The 15,787-nt window shown below is 64.6% G+C and carries 18 protein-coding genes; 7 read left to right on the top strand and 11 right to left on the bottom strand.

Annotation, left to right across the window (positions count from 1 at the left end; all coding sequences use genetic code 11):
- The first annotated feature begins 80 nt into the window (after positions 1-80).
- The 5 genes from R3F42_09335 (at position 81) to R3F42_09315 (ending at position 4,822) form a co-directional block, all read left to right on the top strand.
- Positions 81-1,448: a pitrilysin family protein gene (locus tag R3F42_09335; protein ID MEZ5542236.1), complete on the top strand. Its 1,368-nt coding sequence runs from the start codon at positions 81-83 to the stop codon at positions 1,446-1,448.
- Positions 1,438-2,781, top strand: a complete 1,344-nt coding sequence (locus tag R3F42_09330; GenBank protein MEZ5542235.1) for a pitrilysin family protein — start codon at positions 1,438-1,440, stop codon at positions 2,779-2,781. Before R3F42_09335 ends, R3F42_09330 begins: the two co-directional genes overlap by 11 nt.
- A gap of 190 nt (positions 2,782-2,971) precedes the next feature.
- Positions 2,972-3,622, top strand: coding sequence for a hypothetical protein (locus R3F42_09325; protein ID MEZ5542234.1), 651 nt, complete (start codon positions 2,972-2,974; stop codon positions 3,620-3,622).
- A 90-nt stretch (positions 3,623-3,712) separates the two neighbouring features.
- Positions 3,713-4,291: a 16S rRNA (guanine(966)-N(2))-methyltransferase RsmD gene (rsmD, locus tag R3F42_09320; protein MEZ5542233.1), complete on the top strand. Its 579-nt coding sequence runs from the start codon at positions 3,713-3,715 to the stop codon at positions 4,289-4,291.
- Between the two features lie 321 nt (positions 4,292-4,612).
- Positions 4,613-4,822 (top strand): hypothetical protein, encoded by a 210-nt coding sequence (locus R3F42_09315; GenBank protein MEZ5542232.1) that lies wholly within the window; start codon positions 4,613-4,615, stop codon positions 4,820-4,822.
- A 32-nt stretch (positions 4,823-4,854) separates the two neighbouring features.
- On the opposite strand, the gene R3F42_09310 is transcribed toward R3F42_09315, so the two are convergent.
- From R3F42_09310 to R3F42_09265, 10 genes are all read right to left on the bottom strand, one after another.
- Complete coding sequence (locus R3F42_09310) at positions 4,855-6,069, bottom strand: ABC transporter permease (GenBank protein MEZ5542231.1); 1,215 nt, start codon at positions 6,067-6,069, stop codon at positions 4,855-4,857.
- A gap of 1 nt (position 6,070) precedes the next feature.
- The gene (locus tag R3F42_09305) at positions 6,071-6,727 is read right to left on the bottom strand and encodes an ABC transporter ATP-binding protein (protein MEZ5542230.1); all 657 of its coding nucleotides are present in this window, start codon (positions 6,725-6,727) and stop codon (positions 6,071-6,073) included.
- Between the two features lie 24 nt (positions 6,728-6,751).
- Positions 6,752-7,954, bottom strand: coding sequence for an efflux RND transporter periplasmic adaptor subunit (locus R3F42_09300; GenBank protein ID MEZ5542229.1), 1,203 nt, complete (start codon positions 7,952-7,954; stop codon positions 6,752-6,754).
- A 130-nt stretch (positions 7,955-8,084) separates the two neighbouring features.
- Positions 8,085-9,401 carry a dihydroorotase gene (locus R3F42_09295; GenBank protein MEZ5542228.1) on the bottom strand — a complete coding sequence of 439 codons (1,317 nt, stop codon included), beginning with the start codon at positions 9,399-9,401 and terminating at the stop codon, positions 8,085-8,087.
- A complete protein-coding gene (locus R3F42_09290) occupies positions 9,394-10,368 on the bottom strand; it encodes an aspartate carbamoyltransferase catalytic subunit (GenBank protein ID MEZ5542227.1) in 975 nt (324 codons plus the stop codon). Before R3F42_09290 ends, R3F42_09295 begins: the two co-directional genes overlap by 8 nt.
- A complete protein-coding gene (gene pyrR, locus R3F42_09285; GenBank protein MEZ5542226.1) occupies positions 10,365-10,871 on the bottom strand; it encodes a bifunctional pyr operon transcriptional regulator/uracil phosphoribosyltransferase PyrR in 507 nt (168 codons plus the stop codon). The genes R3F42_09290 and pyrR overlap by 4 nt, the downstream gene beginning before the upstream one ends.
- Entirely contained in the window at positions 10,868-11,332 is a 465-nt protein-coding gene (gene ruvX / locus R3F42_09280) for a Holliday junction resolvase RuvX (protein ID MEZ5542225.1), read from the bottom strand. The genes pyrR and ruvX overlap by 4 nt, the downstream gene beginning before the upstream one ends.
- Positions 11,325-11,888: a YqgE/AlgH family protein gene (locus tag R3F42_09275; protein MEZ5542224.1), complete on the bottom strand. Its 564-nt coding sequence runs from the start codon at positions 11,886-11,888 to the stop codon at positions 11,325-11,327. Before R3F42_09275 ends, ruvX begins: the two co-directional genes overlap by 8 nt.
- A gap of 72 nt (positions 11,889-11,960) precedes the next feature.
- Positions 11,961-12,815 (bottom strand): energy transducer TonB, encoded by an 855-nt coding sequence (locus tag R3F42_09270; protein ID MEZ5542223.1) that lies wholly within the window; start codon positions 12,813-12,815, stop codon positions 11,961-11,963.
- A gap of 113 nt (positions 12,816-12,928) precedes the next feature.
- Positions 12,929-13,315 (bottom strand): DUF4124 domain-containing protein, encoded by a 387-nt coding sequence (locus R3F42_09265; protein ID MEZ5542222.1) that lies wholly within the window; start codon positions 13,313-13,315, stop codon positions 12,929-12,931.
- A 275-nt stretch (positions 13,316-13,590) separates the two neighbouring features.
- On the opposite strand from R3F42_09265, the gene R3F42_09260 reads away from it, so the two are divergent.
- Together R3F42_09260 and R3F42_09255 are read left to right on the top strand one after the other, a co-directional pair.
- Positions 13,591-13,986 carry a hypothetical protein gene (locus R3F42_09260; GenBank protein ID MEZ5542221.1) on the top strand — a complete coding sequence of 132 codons (396 nt, stop codon included), beginning with the start codon at positions 13,591-13,593 and terminating at the stop codon, positions 13,984-13,986.
- A 43-nt stretch (positions 13,987-14,029) separates the two neighbouring features.
- A complete protein-coding gene (locus R3F42_09255; protein ID MEZ5542220.1) occupies positions 14,030-14,776 on the top strand; it encodes a rhodanese-like domain-containing protein in 747 nt (248 codons plus the stop codon).
- A 68-nt stretch (positions 14,777-14,844) separates the two neighbouring features.
- On the opposite strand, the gene R3F42_09250 is transcribed toward R3F42_09255, so the two are convergent.
- Positions 14,845-15,771, bottom strand: coding sequence for a patatin-like phospholipase family protein (locus tag R3F42_09250; protein ID MEZ5542219.1), 927 nt, complete (start codon positions 15,769-15,771; stop codon positions 14,845-14,847).
- Between the last annotated feature and the right edge of the window lie 16 nt (positions 15,772-15,787).

Below are 15,787 nucleotides of genomic sequence, written 5' to 3'. Positions count from 1 at the left end.
CAGGAAGCGGGTATTCTCCGGCCGGATATCCTATCATCCTGTACCTCCCGGGGTAACCATCGCAATTGGGGAGAAATCGAATGCGCAGTGTGCTTGCAATCGTCCTGGGCCTGTTCGGTCCGCTGGTGTCGGCGGGTGGCGGCGTCCATGAATACCAGCTCGACAACGGGCTGAAACTCATCGTCAAGGAGGATCACCGCGCCCCGGTCGTGGTGTCGCAGGTCTGGTACCGCGTCGGTGCCAGTTACGAGAGCGACGGGATCACCGGGGTTTCGCACGTGCTGGAACACATGATGTTCAAGGGCACCGACAACCACCCGCCCGGGGAGTTCTCGCGCATCATCGCCGCCAACGGCGGCCAGGAGAACGCCTTCACCAGTCAGGACTATACCGCGTATTTCCAGCGCCTGGAGCGCACCCGCCTGCCGGTCAGTTTCGAGCTGGAGGCGGACCGGATGCGCAAGCTGCACCTGCTGGAGAAGGAATTCCAGAAGGAAATCAACGTGGTAATGGAAGAGCGGCGGATGCGCACGGAGGACAAGCCCACTGCGCTCACCCACGAGCAGTTCATGGCAACGGCGTTTACCGCCAGTTCCTACCGCACGCCGACCATCGGCTGGATGAACGACCTGGAGAATCTCACGCTGGCCGACCTGCAGGGCTGGTATCGCAGCTGGTATGCACCCAACAACGCCATCGTGGTGGTGGTGGGTGACGTGCAGCCGGATGCGGTGCTCGCCCTGGCCAAGCAGTACTTCGGTCCGCTCAAGCCGGAGGCCATCGCGCAGTCCAAGCCGCGGGTTGAGCCGGATCAGCCGGGGCGCCGCTCGATCCGCGTCGAGGCGCCGGCCGAGGTCCCGTACGTCATCATGGGCTACAAGGTGCCGGTGCTGAAGACGGCGGCGGACGTGCAGGAACCCTATGCGCTCGAGGTACTGTCCAGCATCCTGGACGGCGGCGACAGTGCACGCCTGTCCACGGAGCTGGTGCGCGGCAGCCAGGTCGCCGCCAGCGCCGGCGCCGGTTACGACCTGTACAGCCGCCAGCAAGACCTGTTCCTGCTCGATGGCACGCCGGGCGGCAAGCACAGCGTCGCCGAGGTGATGCAGGCCCTGCTCGACCAGGTCAAGCGCCTGCAGGAGCAGCCGGTGTCCGATGCAGAGCTGGCGCGCGTCAAGGCCAGGGTCGTCGCCAGCGCGGTCTACGAGCAGGATTCCGCCTTCTATCAGGCCATGAAGATCGGCCAGCTCGAAGCGGTCGGCCTCGACTGGCGCGTGGCGGACGACTACGTCGCACGTATCAAGGCGGTCACCGCCGAACAGGTACGGGCGGTGGCCACCAAATACCTGGTGGACCGGAACCTGACCGTGGCTGAACTGGTCCCGTTGCCCATGGATGCCGAACACAAACGGGCTGCGGCCCTGCCGGAGGATAGCCATGTTCACTGAACACGCATACCGCACGGGCGGCCTGTCGCGCTGCCTCCTGGGCCGTCTGCTGTGGCTGGCGCTGCTCCTGCCGGCGCTGCCGGCACAGGCCATTCCGCCGATCCAGCACTGGGTGACGGACAACGGCCTGCGCGTCTATTACGTGTATGCGCCGGAACTGCCGATGATCGACCTGAACATCACTTTCGCCGCGGGCAGTGCGCGCGACGGTGCGCATTCCGGCGTCGCGCATATGACCAGCACCCTGCTGGATACCGGCGCGGCCGGACTCAGCGCCGATGAGCTGGCGAGCCGGATCGATGCGCTGGGGGCAGAGCTCGAGACGGGTTCGGCGCGCGACATGGCCTGGGTGAGCCTGCGCAGCCTGAGTGATCCGGAGTACCTGCAGCCGGCGCTGGCGCTCCTCGGCGACATCCTCGGCAAGCCGGATTTCAACAAGCGCGATTTCGAGCGCGAGCGCGAGCGGACGCTGGTCTCGCTGCGTGCGGACGAACAATCGCCCGCTACCGTTGCCGAATATGCGCATTTCGAGGCGATCTATCACGATCATCCGTACGCCCTGCGCGAGAGCGGCACCGAGGCAAGCATCAAGGCGCTGACGCTGGCGGATATCCGGGCGTTCCACGCGCGCTACTACGTCGCCCGCAATGCCGTGCTGGCCATTGTGGGTGACATCGACCGTGCGGCGGCAGAGCAGCTGGCCGGGCAGCTCGCCGCACGCCTGCTTGCCGGGGAACGTGCCGCGCAGCTGCCCGCGGTGCCGCGCCTGGAAAAGGCCAGCAGCGAGCGCATCTATCATCCATCCGTCCAGACCACCGTGCGGGTGGGGGCGCCGGGCATGCACCGTGGCGATCCGGACTATTTTCCGCTCTATCTCGGCAATCACATCCTGGGTGGCAGCGGCCTGGTATCGCGGCTGAGCGAGGAGGTGCGCGAGAAGCGCGGCCTGTCCTACAGCGTCGGCAGCTATTTCAGTCCCATGGAGCAGGACGGGCCGTTCCTGCTGTCGCTGCAGACACGCAACGACCAAACCGATGCGGCACTGGAGGTCATGCGCGAGACCCTGCAGAAGTTCGTCGAAGAAGGCCCGACCGATGCGGAACTGGTCGACGCTAAGAAGAATCTCACCGGCGGTTTTCCGCTGCAGATCGACAGCAATGCCAAGATCCTCAGCTATCTGGTGGTCATCGGCTTCTACGACCTGCCGCTCGACTACCTGGATACCTTCAACGCGAAGATCGAGGCCGTAACCCGTGCACAGATCATGGATGCCTTCAGGCGCCGCGTGCAGCCGGATACCATGGCCACGGTGATCGTCGGCGGCGAAAGCTGACCCCCCCTTAACCGTTCACGGACACGGCCTGTCAGTTGTTGCTGACAGGCCGTGCTGCGTGTGCCCGCTGCCACTGCCACATCGAGCCCACTAGGCTGCAACCCGGAACATCCGAAACGGGACCGGGCAGGGATGCCTGCAGCCAACCGGTGCGGGAACGCACTCGATCTGACAAACACTGGAGGGGCTCATGAAACTGCACAATACCGGCCTGCCGCGCCTGGCGCAGGCTGCAATCGCGATAGCAACGTCCACGCTGGCGGCGGGTACGCCGGCCGCAACCGTCATCTCGGAAGTGCTCTACGACGCCGCCGGCACCGACCGCGGCAATGTCTTCGTCGAACTGTACGGCGTGCCGGGCAGCCCGCTCACGGGGTTGACGCTCGAGGGCGTGAACGGTACGGATGGCGGTGTCTACAAGTCAGCCGAACTGAGCGGCGTATTCCCCGCCGACGGCGTTTTCGTGATCGGAGATGACAGCGGTGACGGCTCCAGCCTGGTGGCCAACGTCGATCTCGTGCTGGATGTCGAGTTCCAGAACGGGCCGGACTCGATTGTGCTGCGCGATGTCAACGGTATCGTGGACGCGCTAGGTTACGGTGACTTCACGGCGGCCAGCTTCGCCGGCGAGGGCGCTGCGGCGCCGGATGTGGCTGCCGGCTGGAGCCTGGCGCGGGTGGATGTGCGTCTTGACAGCAATGACAACAGTGTCGACTTTTTCGGACTCGAGCTGCCGACTCCCGGTCTGGTACCGGCCAGCACCGTGCCGGTGCCGCCGGCGCTGGCGCTGTTTCTGTCCGGTTGCGCCGGTCTTGTCGGTATAGCCAGGCGCCGTAGCTGAGCGTGTGGCGGGCGGAGTGCGCAGTGGTCCGTGCTCCGCCCGCTGCGGCGGCGCTCGACGCCGTTGCCGACTTCATGGATGATCGCAGACATGGCGACACGGTCATCATTCAGCCAGCTCCGGATCATTGGCGGCAGCTGGCGTGGGCGCAAGCTGGCATTCGTGCCGCTGCCGGGGCTGCGTCCGACCCCCGACCGCGTGCGCGAAACGCTGTTCAACTGGTTGGCGCCGGTCATTCACGGCGCCGCCTGTCTCGACCTGTTTGCCGGCAGCGGCGCCCTGGGGATCGAAGCGGCATCACGCGGTGCGGGTCGGTGCGTGCTGATCGAGCGCGATACGCGCGCCGTGCGCATGCTGCGCGAGCAGATCGATCGGCTGGGCGGCGGGCAGATCGAGGTGATCGAGGCCGATGCGCTGCTATGGTTGGCCGCGGCGCCGCGTCCTTTCGATATCGTGTTCGTCGATCCGCCGTTCCGTGCCGGTTTGCTGCCCGAGTGCATCCGGCTGCTCGAGAGCCGGGGCTGGTTGACGAACGACGCATGGGTGTACCTGGAAACGGCAAAGGACACGCAGCCCGACTTGCCTGCCAACTGGCTGCCGTATCGCGAACGCTGCGCCGGGCAGGTCAGTTACCGGTTGATACGGCGCAGCGCTGCAGCGGCAACCTGAGCCGGCTGCGCTGCCGGCCTGCATGCCGGCATGTTTCCATGCAAACATGCCGCGGCACGGTGTGATGCGGGCGTGCTGTTGCAGCGGTAAGGTTGGCTGGCCGTAGCGTGTACGGTGGCATGCTGTCAGCCGCACCTGTGCGGTGCGCGCATGCACCATCGCTGTTCCTGCGCCAGCGAATACGGTGGCACGTGCTGTGCTATACCTTCGTGTACTTTTTCCCCCTTGGCATTGCCTGATAGCAGCGGCTGCGTTACTGTCGGGTTGCTGCCGGCAGCATCGCGTGTGAGAATCGCATTCGAACGATCAGGAAACCCGGCAATGGAAAATCACCACGACATGGATACAGCTTACAGCGACATGCAACGGTTCCCGTGGGCAGCCTACGATCAGATGCTGCGCCGGGCACAGGCAGCCCGCGCGCAATTCCTGTACGGTACGCTGCTGGCCTGTCTTGACAGGATCCGTGCCCGGGTTTGCAGCAGGATGGAAAAGCTGCGTATCAATATCTGCCCGCTGTGCTGCCACTGAGCGCCGCTCACAGACCGCACTTCGGGAGGCTGCTACTCGTAGCGTAACGCTTCGATCGGCTGCAGACGCGAGGCCTTGCGTGCCGGGTGTAGTCCGAAGAATATGCCGATGACGGCAGCGAAGGAAAAGGCCAGTATCACGGACCAGGGTTTGATGTCGATCTGAAACTGAGACAACTGGCCCAGGGTAAGCGCCGTGACGACCCCGAACAGCACGCCCAGCAGCCCGCCGGCACCGCTGAGTACCAGTGCTTCCAGCAGGAATTGCCAGAGTATGTCGCGGCGGCGTGCGCCCAGCGCCATGCGGATGCCGATCTCGCGGGTGCGTTCGGTGACCGAGACCAGCATGATGTTCATGATGCCGATGCCGCCCACCAGCAGGGATACCGACGCTATCGAGCCGAGAAGCCAGGTGAACACGCTGGCGCTGGTTGCAGCGGTTTGCGCCAGCTCGGCCCGGTTGAAGATGCGGAAGTCATCGTCCTGGCCGGACTGCAGGCGGTGTCGTAGGCGCAGCAGGCGCTTGACCTCGGTATAGGCCGCGCTGGCTGCTTCCGCGCCTGCCGTCTGAATCTCGATGGTGTGGACATAGTCGATACCCAGCAGCTTGCGCTGCACGGTAGTCAGCGGTGCAACGATGGTATCGTCCTGATCCGTGCCGTGCGCACTCGCGCCTTTCCCTGTCAGCACGCCCAGTACACGGCAGGCCAGCCCCTTGATGACAATCGTCTTGCCCACCGGGCTGACCAGGCCGAACAGCTCGCGCGCCACCGTCTGCCCGAGCACGCACACGTGGTCGGCCGCCTGCAACTGGCGCGCACTGAAGAATTCACCCTCGGCCAGCGGCCAGTTCCGCACTGTCACGAAGTCAGGCGTGACGCCCTCGATCGCGGTGCCCCAGTTGCTGCCACTGTAGCGTGCCTGGGCGCTGCCACGCACGCTTGGGACAGCGCCGGTGACGTTCGGCAGCCCGGCGATGGCCTCCGCGTCTGCCGCGGTCAGCGTGGTCGTCGTGCCGGTACCGGTGCGCACGCCGCCACGGGTCACACTGCCCGAGCGCACCGTCAGGCTGGAGCTGCCCATACTTTCCAGCTGGCTGGCGATGCGCTGCTGTGCGCCGGCGCCGACAGCCAGCATGGCGATTACCGAGCCCACGCCGATGATGACGCCCAGCGCGGTGAGCATCGCCCTGACCTTGTTACGCCAGAGCGAACGCAGCGCCAGGGAAAATGCCGTGGACCAGATCATCTCAGTCCTGCAGCCGGCCGTCGTGCATGATCAGCTGGCGCCGGGCGCGGGCGGCGACATCGGCTTCATGCGTGATCAGCACAATGGTCACCCCGTCACGGTTATTCAGCGCATCGAGGATGGCGAGTATTTCACTGCTGGTCGTACTGTCGAGGTTGCCGGTAGGCTCGTCAGCGAGCAGCAGGGCAGGTTCCGTGACCAAGGCCCGTGCCAGCGCGACCCGTTGCTGCTGGCCGCCGGAAAGCTGGCTTGGCAGGTGGCCGGTGCGGTCGGCCAGCCCCATGCGTTCCAGCATGGTGCGGGCGCGGGCGTGCCGCGTCTGCCGGTCGATGCCGGCGTAGACCAGCGGCATCTCCACGTTGTCCAGGGCGCTGGTCCGTGCCAGCAGGTTGAAGTTCTGGAATACGAAACCGATGGACCGGTTGCGGATCGTCGCGAGCTGGTCCGCATCGAGGCGGGTGACATCCTCGCCGTTGAGTCGGTAGCTGCCGCTGTCGGGTAGATCCAGGCAGCCCATGATGTTCATCAGCGTCGACTTGCCGGAGCCGGAGGTGCCCATGATGGCGACATATTCGCCCGCGCCGACCGCCAGGTCGACGCCGCGCAGCGCGTGTACCTGGACGCCATCCATGGCGTAGGTCTTGTGCACGCCGGCCATTTGAATAACGGGGCCGGTCATGTCTCAGAACAGGCTGATGCCGCGGAAGCGGCCGCCGGCATCCTTGCGCACGGGGATGGCCGCGGACAAGCCCTCGGTAATGCCCGTGCCGCTGATCTCGGTTTCCTTCTCTCCAGCCAAGCCGGTGCTGACCTTGCGGGGTTCCAGCCCGGAGGCCGACGGTATCCACACCATGGATTCACCGCTGGCAAGCTCCCGCCGCAGGCGCGCCAGTTCGGTTGCCGGCAGCTCGGGCACGAAACGCAATGCCTCGTTCGCGACCTTGAGGACATCGCTCCGGCGGTCAACCTCGATCGACACGGTGGCGGTCATGCCGGGCTTGAGCGCGAGATCCTTGTTGTCGACCTGGATGACGCAGTTGTATTTCACCACACCGGCTTCGACCTTGGGTTCCAGCCGTACCTGTACCAGCTCGCCGTGGAATTCCCGCTCAGGCCAGGCGAACACGCTGAAGTTTACCGGCTGACCTGCCTTGACCTGGCCTATGTAGGCCTCGTCCACGTCGGTTTCTATCTGCATCCGGGTCAGGTCACGGGCGATGGTGAACAGTGTGGGCGCCTGCAGACTGGCGGCCACGGTCTGGCCAACGTCGACACTGCGCGAGATGACGACGCCGTCGATCGGTGCCCGGATGATGGTGTTGTCGAGATTGAAACGTTCGTGATCGAGCGTGGCGTCGGCCTTGGCCACCGCCGCCTCCTTCTCGCGCAATTCGACGACGGCGCTGTCGAGCGCGAACTGAGCCGTGTCGATATCGCTGTCCGACACCAGCTTGCGTTCCTGCAGACCCTTGATACGCTCGAGATTGCGGCGCTTCTCCCTGACCGCGATCGCCGCCTTGTCGCGCAGGGCCTGGGCATTCTTCAGGTCGGCCTCGGCCTCCGCCAGCTTGGCCCGGAACAGCGAGGGCTCGATGCGGGCGATGATGTCGCCGGCATGTACCGGGGAGTTGAAGTCGGCTTCGAGCGACTGGATGGTGCCGGATACCTGGCTGCCCACCTGTACGGTGATCAGCGGGTTGAGCGTCCCGGTGGCGGAGACCGTGGCCACCAGGTCTCCGCGGGTTACCGGTGTCGTGCTCCAGGCCGGCTGCGCCTCGTCCTGCTGCCGTGGCAGCAGCAGATAGCCCGCGCCGGCCGCAAGCAGCAACAGCGGTAGCCACAGCAGCCACTTGCGTTGATGGGTCTTCGCTACGGCACGATTCATGGATTTTTCAATCTCGTCGATCCCGGGGTGGCGGGCAGGTCCGCGTTATCAGAACGGTATCGGCCCCGGAAGTTCAGCGCGGGTATTCCCCGGGACTGGCGGGTCATGCTCGCGGACTTGCCGTCCGGAATCAGGTCGCCAGTGAATATACCAGCCGGCCGCCCAGCAGGGTGTGTACGGTGCGTCCCTTCATTTCCCAGCCCGCAAAAGGGGTGTTGTGCCCCTGGCTGCGCATGCTGCGGGCATTCAGTAACCAGGTATGCTCGGGATCGAAGATGCAGATATCGGCCGCGGCCCCCACGGTCAAGGTGCCGGCCGGCAGGCCGAGTATACGCGCCGGTCCGCAGGTGAGCCGCTGGATCAGCTGCGGCAGGGTGAGAATGCGTTCCTCCACCAGCCGCAGCGCCAGCGGCAGCAGTGTGTCCAGCCCCGAGATGCCCGGCTCGGTCGCCGGGAACGGGCCCATCTTCGCATCCGGCTCGTGCGGCTGGTGGTCCGAGCAGATGGCCTGGAAGGTGCCGCTGTGCAACGCGTCGCGCAGCTGCTGGCGATCTTCCACCGTGCGCAACGGCGGCAGGACATGGCACTGGCTGTCGAATTCGCTGAGATCGTTCTCCGACAGGAACAGATAGGGTATCGCGACGTCGGCGGTTACCGGCAGTCCGTCGAAGCGCGCGCGTGCGATCATGCGGGCGGCCCGGCCCGTCGTCAGGCGGCAGAAGTGCGCGCGCACACCGGTTTCCACGATCAGTGCCAGCGTATGGGCCACAGCAGCGGTCTCTGCGGCCTCGGGTATGCCGGGAAGGCCGAGCCGGGTCGCCACGCGGCCTTCGTGTGCGCAGCCATCGTTGGCCAGCCAGTGGTCGCTGGCGTACAGGAACACGGTCAGGTCGAAGGTGGCGGCGTACTCCAGCGCTCGGCGCAGCACCAGGTTGTTGGCGAGTGGCCGCAGCGCGTTACTGACGCCCGCGCAGCCGGCCTTGCGCAGGGCGGCCATCTCGCTGAGCTGCTCGCCGCTCAGGCCGCGTGTCAGCGCTCCCAGCGTCACGATGCGGGCCTTGCCGCTCTCGCTGGCGCGCAGGCGGATCAGCTCCGCGACGGCCGGCGTGTCGATGACCGGATTGGTGTCGGGCGGGCAGCACAGCGTGGTGATGCCGCCACTGGCCGCGGCCCGGGTTTCCGTGGCGATGGTGGCCTTGTGCTCATGGCCGGGTTCGCGCATCCGCGCGCTGAGATCGACCAGGCCCGGGCACACGACGCAGCCGCCGGCCTCGAGCGTGACATCGGCCGTAAAGCCGGCGGGCGGTTCGCCGAGGCCGGCGATCCTGCCCCGTGTGACAAACACATCGCCAGCGGCATCGATATCGTTTGCCGGGTCGATGACGCGGCCGCCGCGGATGTGGAAGCTGAGCTGCTTGTTGCGGTTGACGGGCGACATGTCAGGCATGGGCCTCCGGCCGCCGCTGCATGGCCATGGACATCACTGCCATGCGCACGGCAATGCCGTGCGTGACCTGTTCCAGGATGACCGAACGCGGGCCGTCGGCGACCTCGGAGTCCATTTCCACGCCGCGGTTGATCGGCCCCGGATGCATCACCGTGACGTCGGGGCTTGCGTTTGCCAGCTTTTTCTCGGTCAGTCCGAACAGCTCGTAGTATTCGTGCTCGCTGGGCAGGAGCGCACCCTTCATGCGTTCGTGCTGCAGGCGCAGCATCATGATCACGTCGACGTCCTGGATGCCCGCGCGCAGGTCGTGAAACACACGTACCCCCAGCGATTCGGCGTGGGCCGGGATCAGCGTGCGTGGCGCAACGATGCGCACTTCGCCGGTGTTGAGCAGGTTCAGGGCGTGGATCTGCGAGCGCGCCACGCGCGAGTGCAGGATGTCGCCGACGATGGCGACGCGCAGCCGACCGAAGTCGGGACCCTTGACGCGACGGATGGTGAACATGTCCAGCATGGCCTGGGTCGGGTGCGAGTGCCGGCCGTCGCCTGCATTGATGACGCTGGTGTGCGGGGCCACGTTGCGGGCAATGAAGTGCGCGGCGCCGCTGTCGGCGTGCCGCACCACGAACATGTCGACGTGCATCGCCTCGATGTTGCGCAGGGTGTCGAGCAGTGTTTCACCTTTCACCGCGCTGGACTGCGTGATGTTGATGTTGAGCACGTCGGCGGACAGGCGCTTGGCCGCGAGCTCGAACGTGGTGCGGGTGCGGGTGCTGGCCTCGAAGAACAGGTTGACGATGGTCTTGCCGCGCAGCAGCGGAACCTTCTTGACGGTCTGCTCGGTGACGCCGGCGAATGATTCCGCGGTGTCCAGAATCTCGGTCAGCAGCTGCCTATTCAGACCGCTGATGGTGAGAAAATGGCGCAGCCTGCCCGTGCTGTCGATTTGCAGGTCACGCGTGTTCATGCGCTGCGTCTGATTACCAGCTGCAGCGGCGCTGGCCCGGTCAGCTTGATTTGCTCGCCGGGCTGGAGTGTAACGCGGCGGCCGACGACATCCGCGGCAATGGGCAGTTCGCGGCCACCCCGATCGATCAGGGTTGCCAGTATGATGGATGCCGGTCGGCCGTAGTCGAACAACTCGTTGAGTGCGGCACGGATCGTGCGTCCGGTGTGCAGGACGTCATCGACCAGGATGATGTGACGGTCGTCGATGCTGAACGGCAACTGCGATGGTTTAACCACCGGGTTCATGCCGATACGCGTGAAATCGTCGCGGTAGAACGAGATGTCGAGGCTGCCTGGTGTGCCGGTGAGGCCAAGCCGTTGCTGCAGCTGATTGGCGACCCATACTCCCCCGGTGTGTATGCCTACTATCGCGACATCGGCACGTCCGGTTTGCTCGATCAGGTGCCTGAGTGCTGTCGCCATTTCGTCGAGGATGGCGGGTATGTCGTCGAAATCCGTCATGCCTGCTCCGTGTCCAGCCAATCCTGCAGAATGATCCTGGCGGCGATGGCGTCCTTGCCGGCCGCCGCGGCAGGTGCGCTGCGCTGCTGTAGTGCGGCCGCGCTGCGCGAGCTGAGGCGCTCGTCCATGGTATGCACAGGGAGTTCGAACCGCTGTTCCAGCTGGCGCGCGAAACTGCGCGCAGCCCTGGTCATCTCGGAATCGCTGCCATCGGCGTGATAGGGCAACCCGACGACCAGCGCCTGCGGCTGCCACTCGGCAATCAGTTCGGCAAGGCGTCCCCAGTCCGGCGCGCCGTTGTTCGACAGGACGGTGCACAGCGCGGTTGCGGTCCGGGTGACCTCCTGGCCAACCGCGATGCCGATGCGCCGGCGGCCGTAGTCGAATCCGAGCAGGGTCTGCAATTTCAGCCGATCGCCGCGGTGCTGGTTATGGCTGCTCGTGCGCAACGGCTCAGGCATGTCCCGGTTCGCTGCTCAGCAGGTGCAGATCGACGCCGATCAGCGCGGCGGCCGCCAGCCAGCGGCGTTCGGGTGGCGTGCGGAAGACGATGTCCATGCTGGCAGGCCCGCTCAGCCAGGTATTGGCAGCCAGCTCCTGTTCCAGCTGGCCGGCGCCCCAGCCGGCGTAGCCGAGGGTCACGAGGGCGTTGTGCGGCCCCTTGCCCGCGGCGATGGCGGCGAGGATGTCGCGTGAAGAGGTGATGCCGACTTCGTCCGTGACCTTGAGGGTTGCCTCCCAGTCGCCAGGTGGCTGATGCAGCACGAAACCGCGATCGCTCTGCACCGGGCCGCCCATGTACACCGGTTGCGATGCGACACCGATGTCATCGGTGTGGATATCCATGTGCAGGAGAATCTCGCCCAGCTGGATGTCCAGCGGGCGGTTGATGACCACGCCCAGTGCGCCGTTCTCGTCGTGTTCGCAGATATAGGTCGTGGTGTGATGGAAATTCGGGTCTTCCAGCGTCGGCATGGCGATCAGGAAGTGATTACTCAATGAGCCTGGATAAGTCATGTATATAGTATCGGGCAGAGTACCGGTCGCCTTCAAGCCTTGGCTGCCGGGCGCCGGGATCAGCGCCCGGTCTCAGTGACTCTGCAGGCGGTCGGTCGAGAACTCCCAGGTTCGTGTGATATGCAGGATATCGGCGTTTTTGCGGATCTCCGGCGGGAACGGCGCGAACGGTGCGGCGAGGTTTACGATCCGGATGGCCGCCTCGTCGATTACGGCATAGCCGGATGGACGCAGGATCCTGATATCGCGCACGGTTCCATCGGCATTGAGTGCCACGTCCAGCATAAGCTTGCCGGAGATCCCGGTCCGGCGTGCTTCATCGGGGTAGTTCAGGTTTCCCACCCGCTCGACCTTACTGACCCATTCCGCCATGTAATTCGCGTATCTGAACTCCTGGGTCCGTGCCGAGACGAATATCTGCTTGGGCCGCTTGGCATAGGCCTGCATGGTTTCGCTGAGCTGTTCGCTGAGATTGACCATTTCCATGCTGCGTTCGATCAGCTCCGTGGCAGTGAGGTCGGGCTTTTCCTCAGCGGGGCTGTCGGTTTTGTCCTGGTGCACCTGGATGTCGGCTGCGGGCGCGGTCACGACCTGCGTCGGGGACTGTTGCGGTTGCTGCGGCCTGACCGCGGGGGCCTGTTCCGGCACGGCCAGTACCGGCTTGATCTTTTCGCTGACGTTGCCACCGCCGTCCTGGCTGGTCTGCGCCAGGTAGTCGGCTTCCTCGGGCGGCGGCGTGTTGCGGTTGGAGACGGTGATATCAAGCGTAGGAAGCATGTTTGCCGGCGGAGGTTCGTCATGCAGGCCGAAGGTGATGCCCAGGATGATGATGGCGTGAATCGCCAGCGCGAAGAACAGGGTGAGCGCGAAACGGTCCGTAGTGGTTACGGCCGACTCGGTAATGAGGGGTGCGTCGATGTCCGTCATGTCTACTTTCGTGGGTTCGATGCGCGGACCATTATACCGCTTGCAGCGCTGCCGCCGGTGCGGACCCGGGCACGGTAGCTCCGGGCGGGTGCCGGTGGCGTCGTCCGCCCATGTTACCAGCAATTGCGGCGCAGGAAGATAGCATCGACCCGGCGTGCAGGATGGTAACCGCGTCCGTCCTGCCGGGCGCGATGCTCCCGGCAGGCGCGACGCTGTTGGGCGATGCCGCGGTCACTGCGCTCGCGCTCGCGCTCTGCCTCATGTCGCTGCCGGATGCGCCGCCGATCAATGCGCTGCAGCGCTGCCCGTTCTTCCGGGCGCAGCCCGAGCGCTGTCGACTCCGGGGCAGGCGCCGCGTGCAGCGTGCTGTGATCGGCTGCGTGCCGGTCGGGTGGCCTGTCGCTGTAATGGGTGACGCCACCGGCATCCGTCCAGCGGTGTATCGTTTCTGCCGCGGCCGGCATGCAACCGAGTGCCAACAGGGCCGCGCAGATCGACATGCAACCATAACACGCGGATTTAATGATGATTATATGTGCTGTTGTCATCGCGTCGCTACCCCCTTCCAAGCGCAATCCAGCCTAGTCCCCGGGGCTGTTTCGTGCTGCAGTCCAGGGCCGTTTCCGGCGTCGGTTTTGACCGCATCGGCAGGTAAAGAACGGGGTTGGGTGGTCGATAACAGTCCGACACAGAACGCAATATTTCTACATGCACCGGACGCTGCCGCTGCGCGCCGGGAAGCGGAAATCGGCCGGATCTGTACCGGCAGGTCGGGATGCTGATAGTGAGTGGAATTGGCAAACGAGGTCTGGCCTGCCTGGCCGGCATGATGCTGTCTCTGGCGGTGCCGGCCGGAGCGGCCGACGATTATCTCAGCATTCTGGAGGCCGAGGCGAACGACACCGGCGGACAAACGGACTCGACCAATGTCGCGGTTCCCGCCGCGCGCAGTGTCAAAAAGGTCAGGAGCGTCCAGGACAACCAGACTATCAGGCCGGCCATGGGATTCGAGGAGTTCGAGCGTGAGCTCAATGCCAATTTCTCCGGTACCTGGTTCCTGTATGACAAGTTGAATGGTGAACAGCGCAAGACCGTATACCGGGCTTACCAGGATGACAACCGGACCGCGAATGTGCGCGAACAGATCGTCAGGCTGCTATCCACCCGCTGATGGTGGCAGTCCGGGTCGGGACATGAACAGAGGGATGGTGACAATGATGAAGCGAATGGCCGGTGTGTTTGCAACCGCGCTCCTCTCGGCGGCAGTCCTGCTGCCAGGGGTTGTGCAGGCAGTCGATGTCATGCTGACCGATTACCTGCCGTATCTGGAAGTCAAGCACGAGGGCAAGTCGGTACGAATCGAGCGTATCCAGGACCAGGAGAACATGCTCAACGACGGCTTTGCCAAGACCTCGCGCAAGTGTCCCCCGTTCTGCATCCAGCCGATGAAGGTTGCGCCGGGCGTTACCACCGTCGGCGAGGCAGAGATATTCCGTTTCATGGAACGCCAGCTGCCGACGGGCACCGGTTTGCTCATTGATGCGCGTACTCCCTCCTGGCACGAGAAAGGTACGATACCAGGCTCGATCAATATTCCGTTCACGGTATTCGAAGGCGATGACGGCGATGCGGAAACGGTTGCTGCCCTGGAACGGGTAGGCGGCGTGCGGCGTGGAGAAGTCGGTGCCATGACACGCAGGTTCGAGCGGGCGATGGCGCCCTTCGGTCTGTTCGGTGCGAATGCCAAGTCGGATACCTGGGATTTCTCCAATGCGAAGGACCTCGTATTGTGGTGCAATGGGCCCTGGTGCGGTCAGTCACCGCGGGCAATCAAGGCCCTGCTCGCGCACGGGTTCCCGTCGGAGAAGCTTTACTACTACCGTGGCGGCATGCAGATGTGGCGGATACTCGGGCTGACCGTGGTTGTGCCGGAAGCAGAGAAGTCGGTCGCACTCAAGTGACACCGACATCGTGAACCTGACTTGCGGGGGCGCAGTCGCGCCCCCGCTTGCATTCGGGGTGTCGGAATTCATGTCATCTCGAGCAGATGGCGTATCTCCGATTCCATCCGTCTGACGCAGTTCTGACCTTCCTCGATGGTTTCGCCGGCGCGATGGAATTCGAGCAGGCCGATGTGGGCCAGCCGCGGAGACAGCACGATATCGGGTGGATCTCCGGCCATGCGGCTGCGGGTGATGCGGTCCTGGGCGATGTTCACGGAGCCGGCGATGGCATCGAACAGACCCGGCGGCTGTTCGTCCTCCTTGTCGGAGTTGAACAGATTGCCGGTATATTCCCTGACCAGATCGGAAACCATGTCGGTGACCTTGTTCTTCTGGCCTGTCTGCTTCCTGGCATGTTCGAAGTGTTTTCCCGCTATACCGCCGTTGAGGTTGACCGCAATGACGATCTCAGCCCCCAGCGCCCTGCAGACCGAAACCGGCACCGGGTTGACCAGGCCGCCGTCAACCAGCCACCTGCCGCCGTTGTTGATGGCGGGGAACAGGCCGGGCAGTGATATCGACGCCCATACGGCTTCGATGAGCGGACCGCGGGTGAACCAGACCTCTCTGCCCGATGCCAGATCCGTCGAAACGGCCGCGTACTGCTTGTGGAAGTCTTCAATCATGGCATCGTCCCTGGCTACGTGCTCATTCAGGAATCCGTGCAGCCGCTTGGTGTTGACAAAGCCATTGAAGCCGGGGCTGATCTCGAGAAACTTGGCGGTTTCGATGCGGGTGAGCGAGCGAACCCATGCGTCCAATCTGGACAGGTTGCCGGCGAGGTAGGACGCGCCGACCAGGGCGCCTATGGATGTGCCGCAAACGATATCGGGTGCGACATCGAGACCGGCCAATGCATCGATAATGCCGATGTGTGACCAGCCGCGCGATGATCCGCTGCCGAGTGCCAGGCCGATCCTGGGCTTTGATTCCTTGATATTCGCTTTGTGCATCGCGCCTCCCGCGATG

The sequence above is a fragment of the Pseudomonadota bacterium genome (assembly GCA_041395565.1).
Taxonomy (GTDB): Bacteria; Pseudomonadota; Gammaproteobacteria; order UBA9214; family UBA9214; genus UBA9214.
The sequence above is the reverse complement of the archived record's forward strand: the minus strand, read 5'-3'. Positions and strand labels throughout refer to the sequence as shown.